This window comes from Actinotalea alkalitolerans (assembly GCF_023369855.1).
Taxonomy (GTDB): domain Bacteria; phylum Actinomycetota; class Actinomycetes; order Actinomycetales; family Cellulomonadaceae; genus Actinotalea.
Genome location: NZ_JAMBPP010000010.1, coordinates 54,480 through 71,488 on the forward strand (window position 1 = coordinate 54,480; position 17,009 = coordinate 71,488).

Sequence of the window (17,009 nt, forward strand, 5' to 3'; positions counted from 1 at the left end):
CGATGACGGGGCCGCCCGGGACGGCGCGTGGTGCCGTCCCGGGCGGTCGTTGCGTAGGTCAGACGTCGGCCGTGCCCCCGGCGGTGGGCTTGGCGCCCGCGCCGGGCGTCGCGCCGCCCGAGGCGTCCGCGAGGGACTCGCGGGCGGCAGCGACCACTGCTTCGGTCGTGAGGCCGAACTCGCGGTACAGCGTCTTGTAGTCGGCCGAGGCACCGAAGTGCTCGATCGAGATGCTGCGTCCGGCGTCCCCGACCAGCTCGCGCCAGCCCAGGGACACGGCCGCCTCGACCGAGACGCGGGCACGGACCCCGGCGGGGAGGACCGACTCGCGGTAGTCGGCGTCCTGCTCGTCGAACCACTCGCGGCAGGGCACCGACACCACACGTGCGGCGACGCCCTCGGACTGCAGGGCCGTCCGGGCCTCCACCGCGAGCTGCACCTCTGAGCCGGTGGCCAGGAGGATCACGTCGGGGCTGCCACCCTCGGCCTCGGCCAGCACGTAGGCGCCCCGAGCGGTGCCCGAGGCCGCGGCCAGGACGTCGCCGTCGGCGGCGCCCTCCCCGCGCTCGAAGGTCGGGACGTTCTGCCGGGTCAGGACGATGCCTGCCGGGCGGTGGGTGCGCTCGAGGATCGTGCGCCAGGCCCACGAGACCTCGTTCGCGTCGGCCGGACGCACGACGTCCAGACCCGGGATCGCCCGCAGTGCCGCGAGGTGCTCGATCGGCTGGTGCGTGGGTCCGTCCTCGCCCAGACCGATCGAGTCGTGGGTCCACACGAAGGTCACCGGGATCTGCATCAGGGCGGCGAGCCGCACCGCGGGGCGCATGTAGTCGCTGAACACCAGGAACGTGCCGCCGTAGGCCCGGGTGCCGCCGTGCAGGGTGATCCCGTTGAGGATCGAGCCCATGGCGTGCTCACGGATCCCGAAGTGCAGCGTGCGCCCGTACCGGTCGCCCGAGAACGCCTTGGTGCTGCGGTCGGCGGGCACGAACGAGGGCTCGCCGGCCATCGTGGTGTTGTTGGAGCCCGCGAGGTCGGCCGAACCGCCCCACAGCTCGGGCAGCACCGGCGCGAGAGCACCGAGGACCTTGCCCGACGCGGACCGTGTCGCGACGTCCTTGCCCGCCGGGAAGACGGGGAGCGCATCGGTCCATCCCTCGGGCAGCGTGCGTGTGGACAGTCGGTCCAGGAGGGCCGACCGCTCGGGGTTGGCCTCGCGCCACTGCGTGAGGGCCTCGTCCCACTGCGCGTGCAGCGCCGCGCCACGGGCGCTGACCGCACGGCCGTGCGCGAGCACCTCGTCCTCGACGACGAAGGCCTGGTCGGCGTCGAAGCCGAGCAGCTCCTTGACGGCTCGCACCTCGTCCCCACCGAGGGCCGAGCCGTGGATCGCGCCGGTGTTCTGCTTGGAGGGCGAGGGCCAGCCGATGATGGTGCGCAGCGAGATGATCGAGGGCTTGCCGGTCTCGGCACGGGCGGCAGCGAAGGCCTGGGCCAGTGCGTCGACGTCCTCGGTGTAGCCCTCGCCGCCCTGGGTCCAGTCCACGCGCTGGGTGTGCCAGCCGTAGGCCTCGTACCGGGCGAGCACGTCCTCGCTGAAGGCGATGTCGGTGTCGTCCTCGATCGAGATGTGGTTGTCGTCGTAGAGGACGACGAGGTTGCCGAGCTCCTGGTGCCCGGCCAGCGAGGAGGCCTCGGACGTCACACCCTCCTGGAGGTCGCCGTCGCCGGCGATGACCCAGATCGTGTGGTCGAACGGGCTCGTCCCGGGAGCGGCGTCGGGGTCGAGCAGCCCCCGCTCACGACGTGCGGCCATCGCCATGCCGACGGCCGAGGCCAGTCCCTGACCGAGCGGTCCGGTGGTGATCTCCACACCGTCGGTGTGCTGGTACTCGGGGTGGCCCGGGGTCTTGGAACCCCAGGTGCGCAGGCTCGCGATGTCGTCGAGGGTGACCTCGTACCCGGACAGGAAGAGCTGGAGGTAGATCGTCAGCGACGAGTGCCCCGCAGAGAGGACGAAGCGGTCGCGGCCCGCCCAGTGCGAGTCGGACGGGTCGTGCTTGAGGAACCGCTGGAAGAGCAGGTAGGCCGCCGGGGCCAGGCTCATCGCCGTCCCGGGGTGGCCGTTGCCGACCTTCTCCACCGCGTCGGCCGCGAGGACCTTGAGGGTGTCGACCGCACGGCGGTCCTGGTCAGTCCACTCGAGCTGGTCGAAGGGGGGGTCGAACGCGTTCACCGAACCTCATTCCTGCCCGGACGGGGCCCGGGACGTCGCTTCTGCGTACTACGGACCGCCGGGGCGCCTGCGCCGGCGGGAGCGTGTGGTGGGGGCTGCGAGGTGCGCCAGCGCCACACCCGGAGCCTACCTGCGACGTAGCAGCGGCGAGCGGGACGGACACCAGGTGGACTCACGGTGCGAGCCTCGCGCGTGTGAGGCTCGCAGGTCGGAGCCGCGCGGTCGTGGCTGCGGCGGAGCCTGCGCGGTGCGGTGGCCGTACCATGGTCGCCAGACCGTGTCCGACCGTCTGCCTTACGGAGCAACCTCGACGTGCGCACAGCCAGCCCCGCCCCCCGCGACGACACCGGAGCAGACCGGGCCGGTCGAGCGGACGCAGCGGGGACCCACGCGTTCGTCGGTGGGCACGGGATCGGTTCGGGCGGCGCCACGCTGAACCGGTCCGAGGCCTCGTCCGCGACGGGCTCGCTGGCCCGTCTGCGCAGCCGGGTCGGTGCCTATGTCGCGCTGACCAAGCCGCGCATCATCGAGCTGCTCCTGGTCACCACCGTGCCGACGATGATCCTGGCGCAGCAGGGGTTCCCGCCCGTGACGCTGGTGCTCGCCACGCTGGTCGGCGGCGCGACGTCGGCAGGGTCCGCGAACGTGCTGAACTGCTACATCGACCGGGACATCGACGAGCTGATGAACCGGACCAAGCGGCGCCCGCTGGTCACCGGTGAGGTGACACCCCGCGCAGCGCTGGTCTTCGGGTTCGGGCTCGGGATCTTCTCCCTGGTCTGGTTCGCGACCGTCGTCAACCTCGTGGCGGCGGCCCTGACGTTCCTGGCGATCGTGATGTACGTGGTCGGCTACACGATGCTCCTCAAGCGCCGGACGCCGCAGAACATCGTGTGGGGCGGCGCCGCGGGCTGCATGCCGGTCCTCATCGGCTGGTCGGCGGTGACCGGGTCCGTCGGCTGGGCCCCGGTCGCGCTGTTCGGGGTGATCTTCTTCTGGACCCCGCCGCACTACTGGCCGCTGTCGATGAAGTTCCGTCGCGACTACGCCGCGGCCGGGGTACCCATGCTCCCCGTCGTGGCCGGCGACGTGCGGGTCGCGCGGGAGATGCTGGCCTACGCCGTGGCGATGGTGGGCTCGTCCCTCGCGCTGATGCTGGTGCACCCGATGACCTGGGCCTACGGCGTGATCGCGTTGGCCCTGGGCGCTTGGTTCGTGGGCGCGACGGTCCAGCTGCTCCGCCGCGCGACCACCCCCCGGCCCGGGGTCAAGCTCGGGGAGATGCGACTCTTCCACGGCTCGATCACCTACCTGACGCTGCTCTTCCTCGCGGTGGCCGTCGACCCGTTCCTCCCCCTGTAGCCGGCAGCGGTGCGGCCCGACGACGTGGACGCCCCGGCCGCCGGCGGCGACCGGTCGGGTGAGGTCGGCGCGGCCCTCGGCGAGGCCGTCGAGGGTTACCTGGCACACCTCACGGTCGAGCGAGGTCTCTCCGCGAACACCCTGGCGGCCTACCGCCGGGACCTTCGCCGCTACACGGGCTCGTTGGTCGAGCGGGGCGTGACACGACCTGCTGACGTGACCGAGCAGCACGTGCGCGACGTCGTCCTGGCACTGCGCACGGGCACCGAGGGTGTGCCCGCCCTGGCTCCCTCCTCCACGGCGCGCCTGCTCGCAGCGGTGCACGGCCTGCACCGCTTCTGCGCGCTCGAGGGGCTTGCACCCGGCGACCCCGCGCACCGGGTGCGGCCCCCGGCTCAGCCTCGCCGGCTCCCCAAGGCGATCTCCGTCGAGGACGTCGAGCGGGTCCTGGAGGCGTCGAGCGTCGGCGAGGGCCCCGTCCCGCTGCGCGACCGGGCCCTGCTGGAGCTGCTGTACTCGACCGGGGCGCGGATCAGCGAGGTGGTCGACCTCGACATCGACGACCTCGACCTCGACCCTGAGGCCGCGGCCGTCCGGCTGCTCGGCAAGGGCCGCAAGGAGCGGGTGGTGCCGGTCGGCTCGTTCGCGTGCAGGGCCGTCGAGGCCTACCTGGTGCGGTCCCGGCCCGCGCTCGCCGCAGCCGGACGCGGGACGCCGGCGGCGTTCCTGAACACCCGTGGCAACCGGCTCAGCCGTCAGAGCGCCTGGGCGGTGCTGCGTGTCGCGGCGCAGCGTTCGGGCATCCCGGGGGCGGACGTCGTCTCTCCGCACACCCTGCGGCACTCCTTCGCCACGCACCTCCTGGCCGGCGGCGCCGACGTCCGAGTGGTTCAGGAGCTGCTCGGGCACGCCTCGGTGACGACCACCCAGATCTACACCCAGGTGACCCCCGACACGCTGCGCGAGGTCTACGCCGCCGCCCACCCGCGCGCCCTGGCCTGACTTCGGGGGAGGGGCCCGGTGGGCCCGCGTGGTAGCCGGTCGGTCGGGTCACGCTGCGGTAACCTCGGGCCGTGACCAGCCATGCCCCGGACGCTCCTCCTGCTCCAGCCACGGACCCCGTCGGGCGCCCGTTGCCGGAGTTCGCCGACCCGGTACGGCTCGAGTCGCACGGACCTGCGCGGATCATCGCGCTGTGCAACCAGAAGGGTGGCGTCGGCAAGACGACCACGACCATCAACCTCGGGGCGGCGCTGGCCGGCTACGGGCGCAAGGTGCTGATCGTCGACTTCGACCCGCAGGGGGCGGCCTCGGTCGGGCTCGGCGCGAACCCGCACGAGCTGGACCGCACGGTCTACAACCTGCTGATGGAGCGCAACGCCTCCCTCGACGACATGGTGCACCCCACCGCGGTGCCCAACCTGGACCTGCTGCCGGCGAACATCGACCTCTCGGCGGCCGAGGTCCAGCTGGTGGGAGAGGTGGCTCGCGAGTCGATCCTGTCGCGGGCGATGCGGCCGCTCGAGGACGCCTACGACGTCATCCTGGTCGACTGCCAGCCCTCGCTCGGGCTGCTGACAGTCAACGCGCTCACCGCCGCGCACGGCGTCCTCATCCCGCTCGAGTGCGAGTTCTTCGCGCTGCGTGGGGCCGCGCTGCTGGTGGAGACCATCGAGAAGGTGCGCGACCGGCTCAACCCTCGCCTCGAGGTCGACGGCATCCTGGCGACCATGTACGACCCCCGCACGCTGCACTCGCGCGAGGTGATCGCCCGGGTGCACGAAGCCTTCGGCGACCAGCTGCTGCACACCGTCATCGGGCGGACCGTGAAGTTCCCCGACTCCTCGGTCGCTGCCGAGCCGATCACCACCTACGCACCGACCCACTCCGGTGCGGTCGCCTACCGGCAGCTCGCGCGAGAGCTGGTGGCGCGCGGCGATGCGGCCTGAGGCCGCGCCGCTGACCGACGCACCTCCGCCGGCGACCGGGCACGGACCGTTCGAGGTCCACCTGGTCAACTTCACCGGGCCGTTCGACCTGCTGCTGGGCCTGATCGCCAAGCACAAGCTCGACATCACCGAGGTGGCCCTCGCCCAGGTCACCGACGAGTTCATCAGCGCGGTCCGGGCTGCCGAGGGCAGCGACTCACCGTGGGAGCTGGGTCAGATCAGCGAGTTCCTGGTGGTCGCTGCGACACTGCTGGACCTCAAGGCCGCGCGACTGCTGCCGGCCGGGGACGTCGAGGACGCCGAGGACCTCGAGATGCTCGAGGCGCGGGACCTGCTCTTCGCCCGGCTGCTGCAGTACCGGGCGTACAAGCAGGTCGCCTCGCGCATGGGTGCCCAGCTCGAGCAGCAGGCCCGGAGCGTCCCGCGCACGGTGGGGCTCGAGCCGCACCTCGCAGCCCTGCTGCCCGAGCTCGTCCTGCAGATCGGTCCCAGCGAGCTCGCGATCCTCGCGGCGCACGCACTGCGGCCACGGGAGGCGCCGCCGGGCGTCGACATCGCCCACCTGCACAACCCGGCGGTCAGCGTGCGGGAGCAGGCTGCGGTGCTCGTCGACCGGTTGCGCCGCACAGGGTCGGGGTCCTTCCGCTCACTGGTCCACGACGCCGAGACCACACTGGTGGTCGTGGTGCGGTTCCTGGCGCTGCTCGAGCTGTTCCGTGAAGGGGTCGTGGCCTTCGACCAGGTCAACCCTCTGGGTGACCTGACCGTACGGTGGACGGGTACGCAGGAGACCGAGGTCGAGGTCACCGACGACTACGACGGCGACCCCGAGACGTCGCCCGCACCTGTGCCGGTCGAGGGTTCGGCGCAGTCCACCGACACGGCCGACGAGCACCCCGCTGGAGGAGACGCATGACCGCCGAGACGACACCCGTCGACCGCGCGGGGGCGGAAGGCGCCGAGCCGGACGCCCCGACGGCGGACGAGCTGGCCTTCGACGTGACCGAGCTGCCTGGTGGGGCCGACGCCGCCGTGGAGGCCGTCCTCATGGTGGCCGACGAGCCGGTGCCCGCGGTGCAGCTGGCGAGCGTGCTGGGGCTGCCCACCGACCAGGTCGAGGAGATCCTCGAGCGCCTGGCCGCCGAGTACCGCGGTGCGCAGGGCCGGCCCCGCGGTTTCGTGCTGCGCAACGCCGGTCAGGGCTGGCGCTTCTACTCGGCCCCGGCACACGCCGACGTCGTCGGACGCTTCGTCCTCGACGGGCAGACCGCGCGGCTCACCCAGGCCGCTCTCGAGACGCTCGCGGTGATCGCCTACCGCCAGCCGGTCACCCGTGGCCAGGTCTCCGCGGTGCGGGGGGTCAACGTGGACTCGGTGGTCCGCACCCTGGCGGCCCGTGGGCTCGTCGGTGAGGTGGGCACCGAGCCGAGTGGCGCGGTGCTGTACGCCACCACGTCGTACTTCCTCGAGCGGATGGGCCTGACGAGCCTGGACGAGCTGCCGCCGCTCGCCCCGTACCTGCCCGACCTGGACACCATGACGGGCATCGACGACAGCACCGACGACCGGCGCGCCCAACGGCGCGACCAGGCGGCGTCGTCGTCCGGGACGTCCGCACCTCACGATCTCGACCTGGACGCCGCACCCGGCGCCACCGACCTGCTCGACGACTCCTCGGAGGAGAACCCCTCATGACACCCCCTCGCCAGGCCCCCCAGCGTGACGTCCACGACCCCGACGGCATCCGGCTGCAGAAGGTGCTGGCCTCGGCGGGTGTCGGGTCACGTCGTGCGTGCGAGGGCATCATCACCGCCGGCAGGGTGAGCGTCGACGGTGTCGTCGTGCGTGAGCTGGGGGTGCGGGTCGACCCGCTGGCCGCCGTGATCCACGTCGACGGCCTGCGGCTCCAGCTCGACACCTCGCTGGTGACCATCGCCCTGAACAAGCCGCTGAACGTGGTCTCGACGATGCACGACCCCCAGGGCCGACCCTCGCTGACCCAGTACGTCGCCGACCGCCCCGAGCGGCTCTTCCACGTGGGCCGGCTCGACGCCGAGACCGAGGGGCTGCTGCTCATGACCAACGACGGCGAGCTCGCCAACCGGCTCGCCCACCCCTCCCACGGGGTGCCGAAGACCTACCTGGCGACCGTCGAGGGCCGGGTCAAGGGGCTGCTCGCCCAGCGGCTGCGCTCGGGCGTGATGCTCGAGGACGGCCTGGCCAAGGTCGACTCGTACAAGGTGATCGACACCTCGCCGTCGCAGAGCATGGTCGAGGTGGTGCTGCACGAGGGGCGCAACCACGTGGTCCGGCGGATGTTCGAGGCAGTCGAGCACCCGGTGACGCGTCTGCTGCGTACCCAGGTGGGTCCCATCCGGCTCGGCAACCTCCCCCCGGGACGGACCCGGGTCCTGGGTCGTGAGGAGCTCGGTGCACTGATGGCCGCGGTGGGCATGTGAGCCCGTCGGGCGCGGACGCGCTGACCGAGCCCGCGAGCTCGGTTGTACGCTCGCGGGCGATCGGCGCGTCGCCGGGCGCCCTGCCGACGACGCCCGAACGACCGAGCGGACGAGGTGCGTGATGACGGTGCGGGCCATCCGGGGGGCGACCCAGCTCGAGCGGGACGAGCGCGACCACCTGTTCGAGCGCACCGCCGAGCTGGTGCGTGAGGTCCTGGCCGCCAACGAGGTCACCACCGACGAGCTCGTCTCGATCCTGTTCACCTGCACCCCGGACCTGCGCAGCGACTTCCCGGCTGCGGCCGCCCGGGAGATGGGCATGGGCGACGTGCCGTTGATGTGCTCGGTCGAGATCGACGTGGCGCACGCGCTGCCCCGGGTGGTGCGGCTGATGGCCCACGTGAACCTCGACCGCCCGCGCCAGGACATCCGCCACGTGTACCTGCACGGGGCGACGGTCCTGCGCAAGGACCTGGCGCAGTGATCGACTCCGATCTGCCGGGTTCGACGCAGGGACCCGCGGCCACCCGCGGCCCGGTCCGTGTGGTGGGCACCGGCCTGCTGGGCGCGAGCGTCGGCATGGGCCTGCGAGGCCTGGGGGTCGACGTCGTCCTGCACGACCCCTCCCGGACCACGGTCGTGCTGGCCCGGGACGTCGGTGCCGGACGGTTCCCGGCTCCGGACGACGAACCGGTGCGGCTCGTCGTGGTGGCCGCACCGCCCGACGTGACGCCCGACGTCGTCCTGGCCGAGCTCGCTGCGCATCCGCACGCGGTCGTCACGGATGTCGCGAGCGTGAAGTCGGCCGTGCTCGAGGAGCTGCGGACGCGAGGCGCCGACCTCACCCGGTACGTGGGCTCCCACCCGATGGCCGGCTCCGAGCGTTCGGGGCCCACGGCGGCCCGCCCGGACCTCTTCTCGGGGCGTCCCTGGGTCGTGGTGGGCTCGGGGGAGTCGACGCCCGCGGCAGTGCTGGCGGTCCGGAGCCTGGCGACCGACCTGGGCGCGGTCCCGCTGGTGCTGGGTGCCCGTGCGCACGACGATGCCGTCGCCCTCGTGTCGCACGTCCCGCAGATCGCCGCGTCGCTGGTCGCCGCGCGTCTGCGCGACGCGGATCCGGCGGCGCTGGATCTCGCGGGGCAGGGCCTGCGGGACGTCACCCGCGTGGCCGGGAGCGACCCTGGCCTGTGGACCTCGATCCTTGCCGCGAACTCGGCGGCGGTCGGCCCGGTGCTGCGGGCCCTGCGGGATGACCTCGACGCGGTGATCGAGGCCCTCGAGCACGCCGACGCCGCGGGCGGCGCAGAGAGCGTGGCCGCGGGGGCCCTGGGGACGCTCGCCTCGACGATCGCGGCCGGCAACGCGGGGGTGAGCCGCATCCCCGGCAAGCACGGCGGTGCGCGCAAGGACTACGACGTGGTGACCGTCCTGGTGCCGGACGCCCCGGGCGAGCTCGCCCGGCTGCTGGCCGAGGTCGGTGCCGCGGGGATCAACCTCGAGGAGCTCCAGCTCGAGCACGCACCGCGTCAGGCGGTCGGCCTGGCCGCGCTCTCGGTGCTGCCCGGGCTGCGGGGGCGGCTCGAGCATGAGCTCGCCGAACGGGGCTGGAAGATCGCCGGCTAGGGGCTGGCGAGCAGGGTCGGCGCGGACGGGGACGACGGTGTGACAGCGAGATCGACGAGGAGATGGGCCAGCTGATGGGTACGGGTACGGCAGAAGGACACGGCACGATGCCGGACGTCGGTGCGCATGCGAGCGTCAGCGTGGACGGTGACCGGCCGCTGGTGGTGGCCGTCGACGGGCCGTCCGGCTCCGGCAAGTCGAGCGTGTGCCGTCAGGTCGCGGCCCGGCTCGGTCTGGCGTACCTCGACACCGGGGCGATGTACCGGGCGGCCACCTGGTGGTGCCTGCAGGGTGGGGTCGACCTCGCCGACACCGAGGCGGTCACCGCGCACGTGCACACCCTGGTCCTCGAGATGGGACTCGACCCGCGGCTGCCGACCTTCTCCGTGGCGGGGACCGACATCGGCACGGCGATCCGGCAGTCGGAGATCTCGAGCGTCGTCAGCGCGGTGGCGACCAACCTGGACGTGCGCGCCGACCTGGGTCGACGTCAGCGCGCCGTGGTCGACGTCGAGCTGGGTCCCGACGGCTGGAGCCGCGGACGGGGTGTGGTGATCGAGGGTCGCGACATCACGACGGTCATCGCCCCGGACGCCCCGGTACGCATCCTGCTGACGGCGAGCGAGGAGGCGCGACTGGCACGACGCTCACGTGAGCTGCACGGCGACGCTGCCGCGCACAACGTCGCGGCGACCCGCGACCAGGTGCTGCGCCGTGACCGGGACGACTCGACGGTGGTCGAGTTCCAGACCGCTGCCGACGGGGTCGTGACGGTGGACTCCTCGGACCTGGACCTCGAGCAGACCATCGAGGCGGTCCTCACCGTGGTCGCCCGCCTCACCGGGCGCACCCCGTGACCGGTGCCACCGTGGCGGCTCCCGGTGTCCCCGGTGAGGTCGGGCCACGATGGGCTCGATGGGTCGGGCGGTTCTTCGCCCGTGTGGTGTGGAGCACGGAGATCGTCGGCGCCCACCACGTGCCGAAGCATGGCCCCGTGCTGCTCGCCGCCAACCACACCGGGTTCGTCGACGGCCACGTGCTCATCGGCGCGGCTCCACGGGGGATCCACGTGCTGGTCAAGCAGGAGGCGTTCACCGGTGCCATCGGTGCGGTGCTGCGCGCCTCGGGCCAGATCCCGGTGGACCCCGACGGCGGACGTACCGCGCTGGTCGCCGGTCTCGCGGTGCTGCGCCGTGGGGGAGTGGTCGCCGTCTTCCCGGAGGGCAACCGTGGGCGCGGCGACGCGGCGAGCTCGCGGGGTGGTGTGGCCTGGCTCGCGGTCACCTCGGGGGCACCTGTGGTGCCCGTGGCCATCCTGGGGACACGCCGGACCGGGGAGTCGGTGGACTCCTCACCGGGTCTGCGGCGGCGTCTGGTGGTCGAGTTCGGGGAACCCCTGACGCTGACCAGGCCGGCCGGCGTGTCGGGACGTGACGCGGTCGCCCAGGGGCACGAGACCCTCCGCACGACCCTCGCGGAGCATGTCGACACGGTGGTCCGCCGCACCGGTGTCGCGCTCCCCACCGACGACCCGAACGCCGAGCAGAGGGGCCCAGTTCGTCCCTGAGCCCCCCGGCAGGGGAGGATGGGCCCCATGACTGCCCAGGACCCCTCCGAGCACGACCCGACCGCGGACGCCGCGGCACCCCTCGCCGTACCCGCCGTCGACATCGACGCCCCCTCCGCCCCGCCCGTCGACGGTGTCGACGACCAGGTCCGTGAGGATGCGCTGCGCGCAGGACTCGCCGAGTACGAGCTCGAGGAGGACGACCTCGCGCTGCTCGACGGCCAGGAAGGTGCCTCGGGTGAGGGCGCGCCGGCCGGGCCGCTGCCCGTGCTCGCCGTCGTCGGCCGGCCCAACGTCGGCAAGTCGACGCTCGTCAACCGGATCCTGGGTCGCCGTGAGGCCGTCGTCGAGGACAAGCCGGGGGTCACCCGTGACCGCGTGAGCTACCCGGCGGAGTGGGCGGGCCGCAACTTCACCCTGGTCGACACCGGTGGCTGGGAGGTGGACGTCGCGGGCATCCACGCCCGCGTCGCGGAGCAGGCCGAGATCGCCATCGACCTGGCCGACGTCGTGCTCTTCGTCGTGGACGCGACCGTGGGTCCGACCTCCACCGACGAGCAGGTCGTCAAGCTGCTGCGCAAGGCCAAGAAGCCTGTGGTCCTCGCCGCGAACAAGGTCGACGGTCCCCGCGCCGAGGCCGACGCCGCGACGCTGTGGAGCCTGGGCCTGGGCGAGCCGCACCCCATCTCGGCCCTGCACGGCCGCGGCGTGGGCGACCTGCTGGACGCCATGGTCGAGGAGATGCCCGAGGTCTCGGCCCATGGTGCACTTCGGCTCGGGGGGCCGCGCAGGGTCGCACTGGTCGGTCGACCCAACGTGGGCAAGTCGAGCCTGCTGAACAAGATGCTCGGCGAGAACCGGGTGGTGGTCGACGCCGAGGCCGGGACCACCCGCGACCCGGTCGACGAGCTCGTCGAGCTCGCCGGCAAGACCTGGTGGTTCGTGGACACCGCGGGCATCCGGCGCCGGGTGCACCAGACCACCGGCGCCGACTTCTACGCCTCGCTGCGGACCCAGGCGGCGATCGAGAAGGCCGAGGTGGCCGTCGTGCTCGTCGACGCGAGCGTGCGGATGACCGAGCAGGACACCCGGGTGATCTCCCAGGTGGTGGACGCCGGTCGTGCGCTGGTCATCGCCTACAACAAGTGGGATCTCATGGACGAGGACCGCCGACCTGCGCTCGAGCGCGAGATCGAGCAGGACCTGGTGCAGGTCCAGTGGGCGCCGCGGGTCAACATCTCCGCGCAGACCGGGTGGCACAAGGACCGTCTGGTTCCGGCCATCGAGCGCGCGCTGGACTCGTGGGACATGCGCATCCCGACCGGTCGGCTCAACGCCTTCCTCGGTGAGCTGGTGGCCTCGCACCCCCACCCGTTGCGCGGTGGCAAGCAGCCGCGGATCCTCTTCGCGACCCAGGCCGACACGCGGCCGCCGCGGTTCGTGATCTTCGCGACCGGCTTCCTCGAGGCCGGGTACCGCCGCTACATCGAACGGCGTCTGCGAGAGACCTTCGGCTTCGAGGGATCGCCCATCTCCATCTCGGTACGGGTCCGGGAGAAGCGCAAGCGGTGAACCAGGGCGTCACCGGCGGGTCGGGCCCGACGTCCTCGGACCCGGAGCCGCCGCGCCCGCACGCCGCACGGGACCGCGGCCTCGTGCTGCGCTGGGGTCTGCCGCGTGACCCGGCCGCCGGGTCGCACCTGGCGGGCTTCCTGGTCGCCACCGTCGCCACGGTGCTGCTCACCCGGGCGTTCCTCGCCGCCGCGGGGTACCCGCAGATCGGGGGCGACGGGCTGCACATCGCGCACGTCCTGTGGGGCGGGCTGCTGATGGCGGTGGCCTTCGTGCTGCTGCTGTCGTTCGTGGGACCCGTGGTGCGCCCCGCGGGCGCTCTGATCGGCGGCGTGGGCTTCGGACTCTTCGTCGACGAGGTCGGGAAGTTCGTCACCGAGGACAACGACTACTTCTACGGCCCCACCGCTGCCCTGATCTACGGGACGGTCGTGGGGCTGGTGCTGCTGGGCGAGGCGCTCCACGGGCGGATCCCGCACCACCCGGTCGAGCACCTCGCCGGTGCCGCGGACCACGCTGTCGCGGGTCTGGCCGGGGGTTTCACCACGCGCACCCGGGCCGAGGCCCACGAGCTGCTCGACCGGGCCGGAGACATCACCGGGGCTCGCGAGGTCGGTGCACTGCTCGACGCTGTCGAGGAGGACACCCGTGAGCTGCCCAACCCGATCGAGATCGTCGGGCAGGCCGTGGTGCGCGGCACCCGCAGGCTGGTGGGCGCCCGCTGGGTGCCCTGGGCAACCGTCGGGGTGCTCGTGCTGGCCTCGGTGGGGGCCGTCGCTCGAGGGCTGGTGGCCTGGTTCGGTGGCGCGGACGTGCCGTGGTGGATCGTCACAGGTCTCCTCCTCAGCGCCGTGGCCTCGACAGCCGCCGCGGCCCTCGGGCTCGTCGTGGTCCGCAGCGACCGGCACCGTGCCTACCTGCTGTTCCGGCGGGCCGTGCTGATCAGCCTGCTCGTGACCCAGGTGTTCGTCTTCCGCATCGAGGAGTGGTCCGCCACGGTCGGGCTCCTGGTGGACCTGCTCGTGCTCGGGCTGATCACCGCAGAGCTGCAGCAGATCGCCTCCGGGAGTGACGAGGACGGCGATGACCTGGGACGTCGGTGACGCGGCCGAGGCGGTGCCGATTCGGGGCCGTTCGACGCCGAGGTGACAGACGGGGGTCACGGTTGGGGTAAAGTACTCACGGCTCGAGAAGCCAGACACGGGATGTGGCGCAGCTTGGTAGCGCACTTGACTGGGGGTCAAGGGGTCGCAGGTTCAAATCCTGTCATCCCGACGTGTAGAACTGCAGGTCAGAGCCTCACCGGAAGAGATTCCGGTGGGGCTTTGATCATGTCTGGCGGGGTCCTGGACCCTAACCTGGACCCTAACTTCTTGCGATCCGGGGTGGACGGGTACGGCTGGTGGCGTGCTCCCGAGGGCGTTGCGTGGGTCGACTCGCTACGTTGGCCTCGGCCAAGGCGGACACGGCGATAGCCGGGAGGACTCGAGCCCGGGAGCGGGCGGCAGGTCCTGCCAGCCTCAGTGCATGTCGGGCCCTGACCGCACTAGTGCTCCCGGTAGCCTGTCCCGGTGATCACAGGGGACCTCAAGAGCAGGATCGACCGCATCTGGGACGCGTTCTGGTCCGGCGGCATCTCCAACCCTCTGGAGGTCATCGAGCAGATCACCTATCTGCTCTTCATCCGGCGGCTGGACGACCTGCACACACTCGCCGAGAACAAGGCCAACCGAACCGCCAAGTCCGTCGAGAACGCCGTGTTCCCCACCGGCAACAACGACCAGGGCCAGCCGTGGGCGGACCTGCGCTGGTCCCACTTCAAGGACTACGACCCGGCCCTCATGTACGACGTCGTCTCCAACAGGGTGTTCCCGTTCCTGCGAACCCTCGGTGGCGACGGGTCCACCTACGCGCACCACATGAAGGACGCCCGCTTCACCGTCCCCACACCTGGGCTCCTCGCCAAGGTCGTCGACATGCTGGCCGATGTCCCGCTCGTGGACCGGGACACCAACGGCGACCTCTACGAGTACATGCTCGGCAAGATCGCCTCCGCCGGGCAGAACGGCCAGTTCCGCACTCCGCGGCACATCATCCAGCTCATGGTTGAGATCATGGCGCCCGGCCCGCGCGACGTCATCGTGGACCCGGCAGCCGGGACGTCAGGGTTCCTGGTCGCTGCGGGGGAGTACGTTCGTCGGGAGCACCCAGCGGTGATGCACGACGCGGCGCTGCGCGAGCACTTCCATCACGGCATGTTCCACGGCTACGACTTCGACAACACCATGCTGCGCATCGGCAGCATGAACATGCTGCTGCACGGTATCGAGAACCCTGACATCCGCTACCGCGACTCCCTGTCGGAGTCCGCTGGAGGCGACGCCGAGAAGTACACGGTGGTGCTGGCCAATCCGCCGTTCGCTGGCAGCTTGGACTACGAGACCACCGCCAAGGACCTCCTGGCCATGGTCAAGACGAAGAAGACCGAACTCCTGTTCCTCGCCTTGTTCCTCCGGCTCCTCAAGCCGGGCGGCCGAGCGGCGGTCATCGTGCCCGACGGCGTCCTCTTCGGCTCCAGCAACGCCCACAAGGCGCTGCGTAAGGCAGTGGTCGAGGACCACAAGCTCGACGCCGTCATCAAGCTCCCCGCCGGGGCGTTCAAGCCCTACGCCGGGGTGTCGACCGCAATCCTCGTCTTCACCAAAACCAACTCCGGCGGCACGGACCACGTCTGGTTCTACGACCTCCAGGCCGACGGCTGGTCCCTCGACGACAAGCGCACGCCCTTGCTCCCCGACGACCAGCTCGGCGCGGTACCCAGCGCGCCGTTCGTCGTCGACAACCACACCAAGAACAACCTGCCTGATGCTGTCGACCGCTGGCACCAACGGACTGCCTCTGAACAGCACCGGGCGCGCACAGCGCAAAGCTTCACCGTCCCCAAAGACGAGATTGCCATGCAGGGCTATGACCTATCTTTCAACCGCTACCGCGAGGTGATCCGCGACGAGGTGGAGCACCGCGCTCCTGCGGAGATTATCGCGGACATCGAGGTGATCGAAGAGGAGATTCGTCTGGGACTCGACGACCTCAAGGCGATGCTCGGATGACTCCTTGGCCCGATGTTCCGGTCGTCGAAGCCTTTCGTGACGCCACTGGCGGTAACGCAAAGGTGCCCGCCACGGAGTACCTGGCTTCGGGTTTATACCCCGTCATAGATCAGGGCAATTCCGACGTGGCGGGATACACGAACGAACGAGAAAGGTTGTGTCGGACGCAGGGCCCGGTAGTCCTGTTCGGCGACCACACGCGCGCTTTCAAGTACGTGGACCGGCGTTTCGCCCTTGGGGCAGACGGCGTCAAGGTGCTGGCACCGCGAGAGGGGTGGGACACGAAATACCTCTACTGGGCGCTCCGCTCGCTTGACCTCCCGAGTGCTGGCTACTCCCGGCACTTCAAGTTCCTTAAGGAACGGAGCATCGCACGTCCGCCGATTCAGGAGCAGCGCAAGATCGCGGCGATCCTAGACCAGGCCGATACCCTTCGGGGCAAGCGGCGGGAGTCCATCGCTCATTTGGATGTCTTGGCGCGGGCTGCGTTCATGGAGACTTTCGGTGACCCACTTTCGAACCCTCGTGATCTGCCGATTCAGTTGCTTGACGCTTGGGTTGACCCTGACCGTCCTGTTACGTACGGGATTCTGAAGCCTGGACCGGACGTCGCTGACGGTGTGCCTTACGTTCGTGTCGCCGACATGCGGGCCGGTGGGATTGCGCTCCCGCGCGTGAAACGAACGTCAACTGCCATCGCGCTTCAGTACAAGCGCTCGACACTTCAGGCAGGTGACCTCTTGATCTCGATTCGGGGGCACGTGGGCCGCATGGCCGAGGTTCCTGCCGCCCTTGACGGCGCGAACATCACCCAGGACTCGGCCCGACTAGCCGTAGACTGCGACTCAGTCGAGTATGTGCGTGGGGCGCTTGAGTGCGAGAGTGTTCAGGCGTGGATGGCGAGACGTGTCAGGGGAGCGGCCGTGCAGGGCCTGAATCTCGGCGACCTACGATTGGTCCCACTACCCCTACCGCCACTTCGTGAGCTTCAGGACTTCGGCCGGTTGGCGCGGACGATTAGGTGCCGTCGCGAGGTCGCGCGACGGCAGCTCGTTGAGTGCGATGCACTCGCCGCTTCCCTTGCTCATCATGCATTCACGGGTGATCTGTGACGTGACGGCCAAGACGTAC

Annotated in this window: 15 protein-coding genes and 1 tRNA gene; 15 read left to right on the forward strand and 1 reads right to left on the reverse strand. The window is 71.1% G+C overall.

Translation table 11 applies throughout. The features are described 5' to 3' along the window. Positions 1-58: 58 nt before the first annotated feature. Positions 59-2,236: a transketolase gene (gene tkt / locus M1R94_RS13565; protein ID WP_249382245.1), complete on the reverse strand. Its 2,178-nt coding sequence runs from the start codon at positions 2,234-2,236 to the stop codon at positions 59-61. A 432-nt stretch (positions 2,237-2,668) separates the two neighbouring features. On the opposite strand from tkt, the gene M1R94_RS13570 reads away from it, so the two are divergent. From M1R94_RS13570 to M1R94_RS13640, 15 genes are all read left to right on the forward strand, one after another. Beyond that, on the forward strand, positions 2,669-3,598 hold the full coding sequence (locus M1R94_RS13570) for a heme o synthase (protein ID WP_249382364.1): 930 nt from the start codon (positions 2,669-2,671) through the stop codon (positions 3,596-3,598). A 24-nt stretch (positions 3,599-3,622) separates the two neighbouring features. Next, positions 3,623-4,600, forward strand: coding sequence for a site-specific tyrosine recombinase XerD (locus tag M1R94_RS13575; protein WP_308199911.1), 978 nt, complete (start codon positions 3,623-3,625; stop codon positions 4,598-4,600). Between the two features lie 71 nt (positions 4,601-4,671). Beyond that, positions 4,672-5,547: a ParA family protein gene (locus M1R94_RS13580; RefSeq protein ID WP_249382246.1), complete on the forward strand. Its 876-nt coding sequence runs from the start codon at positions 4,672-4,674 to the stop codon at positions 5,545-5,547. After that, on the forward strand, positions 5,537-6,463 hold the full coding sequence (locus tag M1R94_RS13585) for a segregation and condensation protein A (RefSeq protein ID WP_249382247.1): 927 nt from the start codon (positions 5,537-5,539) through the stop codon (positions 6,461-6,463). Before M1R94_RS13580 ends, M1R94_RS13585 begins: the two co-directional genes overlap by 11 nt. After that, positions 6,460-7,242 (forward strand): SMC-Scp complex subunit ScpB, encoded by a 783-nt coding sequence (gene scpB / locus M1R94_RS13590; RefSeq protein WP_249382248.1) that lies wholly within the window; start codon positions 6,460-6,462, stop codon positions 7,240-7,242. Before M1R94_RS13585 ends, scpB begins: the two co-directional genes overlap by 4 nt. Further along, a complete protein-coding gene (locus tag M1R94_RS13595) occupies positions 7,239-8,006 on the forward strand; it encodes a pseudouridine synthase (protein ID WP_249382249.1) in 768 nt (255 codons plus the stop codon). The genes scpB and M1R94_RS13595 overlap by 4 nt, the downstream gene beginning before the upstream one ends. A 121-nt stretch (positions 8,007-8,127) precedes the next feature. Next, positions 8,128-8,490, forward strand: a complete 363-nt coding sequence (gene aroH, locus M1R94_RS13600; RefSeq protein ID WP_249382250.1) for a chorismate mutase — start codon at positions 8,128-8,130, stop codon at positions 8,488-8,490. Beyond that, a complete protein-coding gene (locus M1R94_RS13605; RefSeq protein ID WP_249382251.1) occupies positions 8,487-9,629 on the forward strand; it encodes a prephenate dehydrogenase in 1,143 nt (380 codons plus the stop codon). The genes aroH and M1R94_RS13605 overlap by 4 nt, the downstream gene beginning before the upstream one ends. Positions 9,630-9,736: 107 nt before the next feature. Next, positions 9,737-10,486: a (d)CMP kinase gene (gene cmk, locus M1R94_RS13610; RefSeq protein ID WP_249382252.1), complete on the forward strand. Its 750-nt coding sequence runs from the start codon at positions 9,737-9,739 to the stop codon at positions 10,484-10,486. After that, the gene (locus M1R94_RS13615) at positions 10,483-11,196 is read left to right on the forward strand and encodes a lysophospholipid acyltransferase family protein (RefSeq protein WP_249382253.1); all 714 of its coding nucleotides are present in this window, start codon (positions 10,483-10,485) and stop codon (positions 11,194-11,196) included. The genes cmk and M1R94_RS13615 overlap by 4 nt, the downstream gene beginning before the upstream one ends. A gap of 27 nt (positions 11,197-11,223) precedes the next feature. Beyond that, positions 11,224-12,768, forward strand: coding sequence for a ribosome biogenesis GTPase Der (gene der / locus M1R94_RS13620; RefSeq protein WP_249382254.1), 1,545 nt, complete (start codon positions 11,224-11,226; stop codon positions 12,766-12,768). Then, positions 12,765-13,871 carry a hypothetical protein gene (locus M1R94_RS13625; protein ID WP_249382255.1) on the forward strand — a complete coding sequence of 369 codons (1,107 nt, stop codon included), beginning with the start codon at positions 12,765-12,767 and terminating at the stop codon, positions 13,869-13,871. Before der ends, M1R94_RS13625 begins: the two co-directional genes overlap by 4 nt. 98 nt (positions 13,872-13,969) lie before the next feature. Beyond that, a tRNA-Pro gene (locus tag M1R94_RS13630) sits at positions 13,970-14,043 on the forward strand. 296 nt (positions 14,044-14,339) lie between these two features. Then, the gene (locus M1R94_RS13635) at positions 14,340-15,878 is read left to right on the forward strand and encodes a type I restriction-modification system subunit M (RefSeq protein WP_249382256.1); all 1,539 of its coding nucleotides are present in this window, start codon (positions 14,340-14,342) and stop codon (positions 15,876-15,878) included. Next, complete coding sequence (locus M1R94_RS13640) at positions 15,875-16,990, forward strand: restriction endonuclease subunit S (protein WP_249382257.1); 1,116 nt, start codon at positions 15,875-15,877, stop codon at positions 16,988-16,990. The genes M1R94_RS13635 and M1R94_RS13640 overlap by 4 nt, the downstream gene beginning before the upstream one ends. Positions 16,991-17,009 lie beyond the last annotated feature (19 nt).

Coding starts and splice junctions, on each gene's coding strand:
- M1R94_RS13585 (WP_249382247.1), top strand. CDS start 5,537: ATGCGGCCTGAGGCCGCGCCGCTGACCGACGCACCTCCGCCGGCGACC.
- scpB (WP_249382248.1), top strand. CDS start 6,460: ATGACCGCCGAGACGACACCCGTCGACCGCGCGGGGGCGGAAGGCGCC.
- M1R94_RS13595 (WP_249382249.1), top strand. CDS start 7,239: ATGACACCCCCTCGCCAGGCCCCCCAGCGTGACGTCCACGACCCCGAC.
- aroH (WP_249382250.1), top strand. CDS start 8,128: ATGACGGTGCGGGCCATCCGGGGGGCGACCCAGCTCGAGCGGGACGAG.
- cmk (WP_249382252.1), top strand. CDS start 9,737: ATGCCGGACGTCGGTGCGCATGCGAGCGTCAGCGTGGACGGTGACCGG.
- der (WP_249382254.1), top strand. CDS start 11,224: ATGACTGCCCAGGACCCCTCCGAGCACGACCCGACCGCGGACGCCGCG.
- M1R94_RS13640 (WP_249382257.1), top strand. CDS start 15,875: ATGACTCCTTGGCCCGATGTTCCGGTCGTCGAAGCCTTTCGTGACGCC.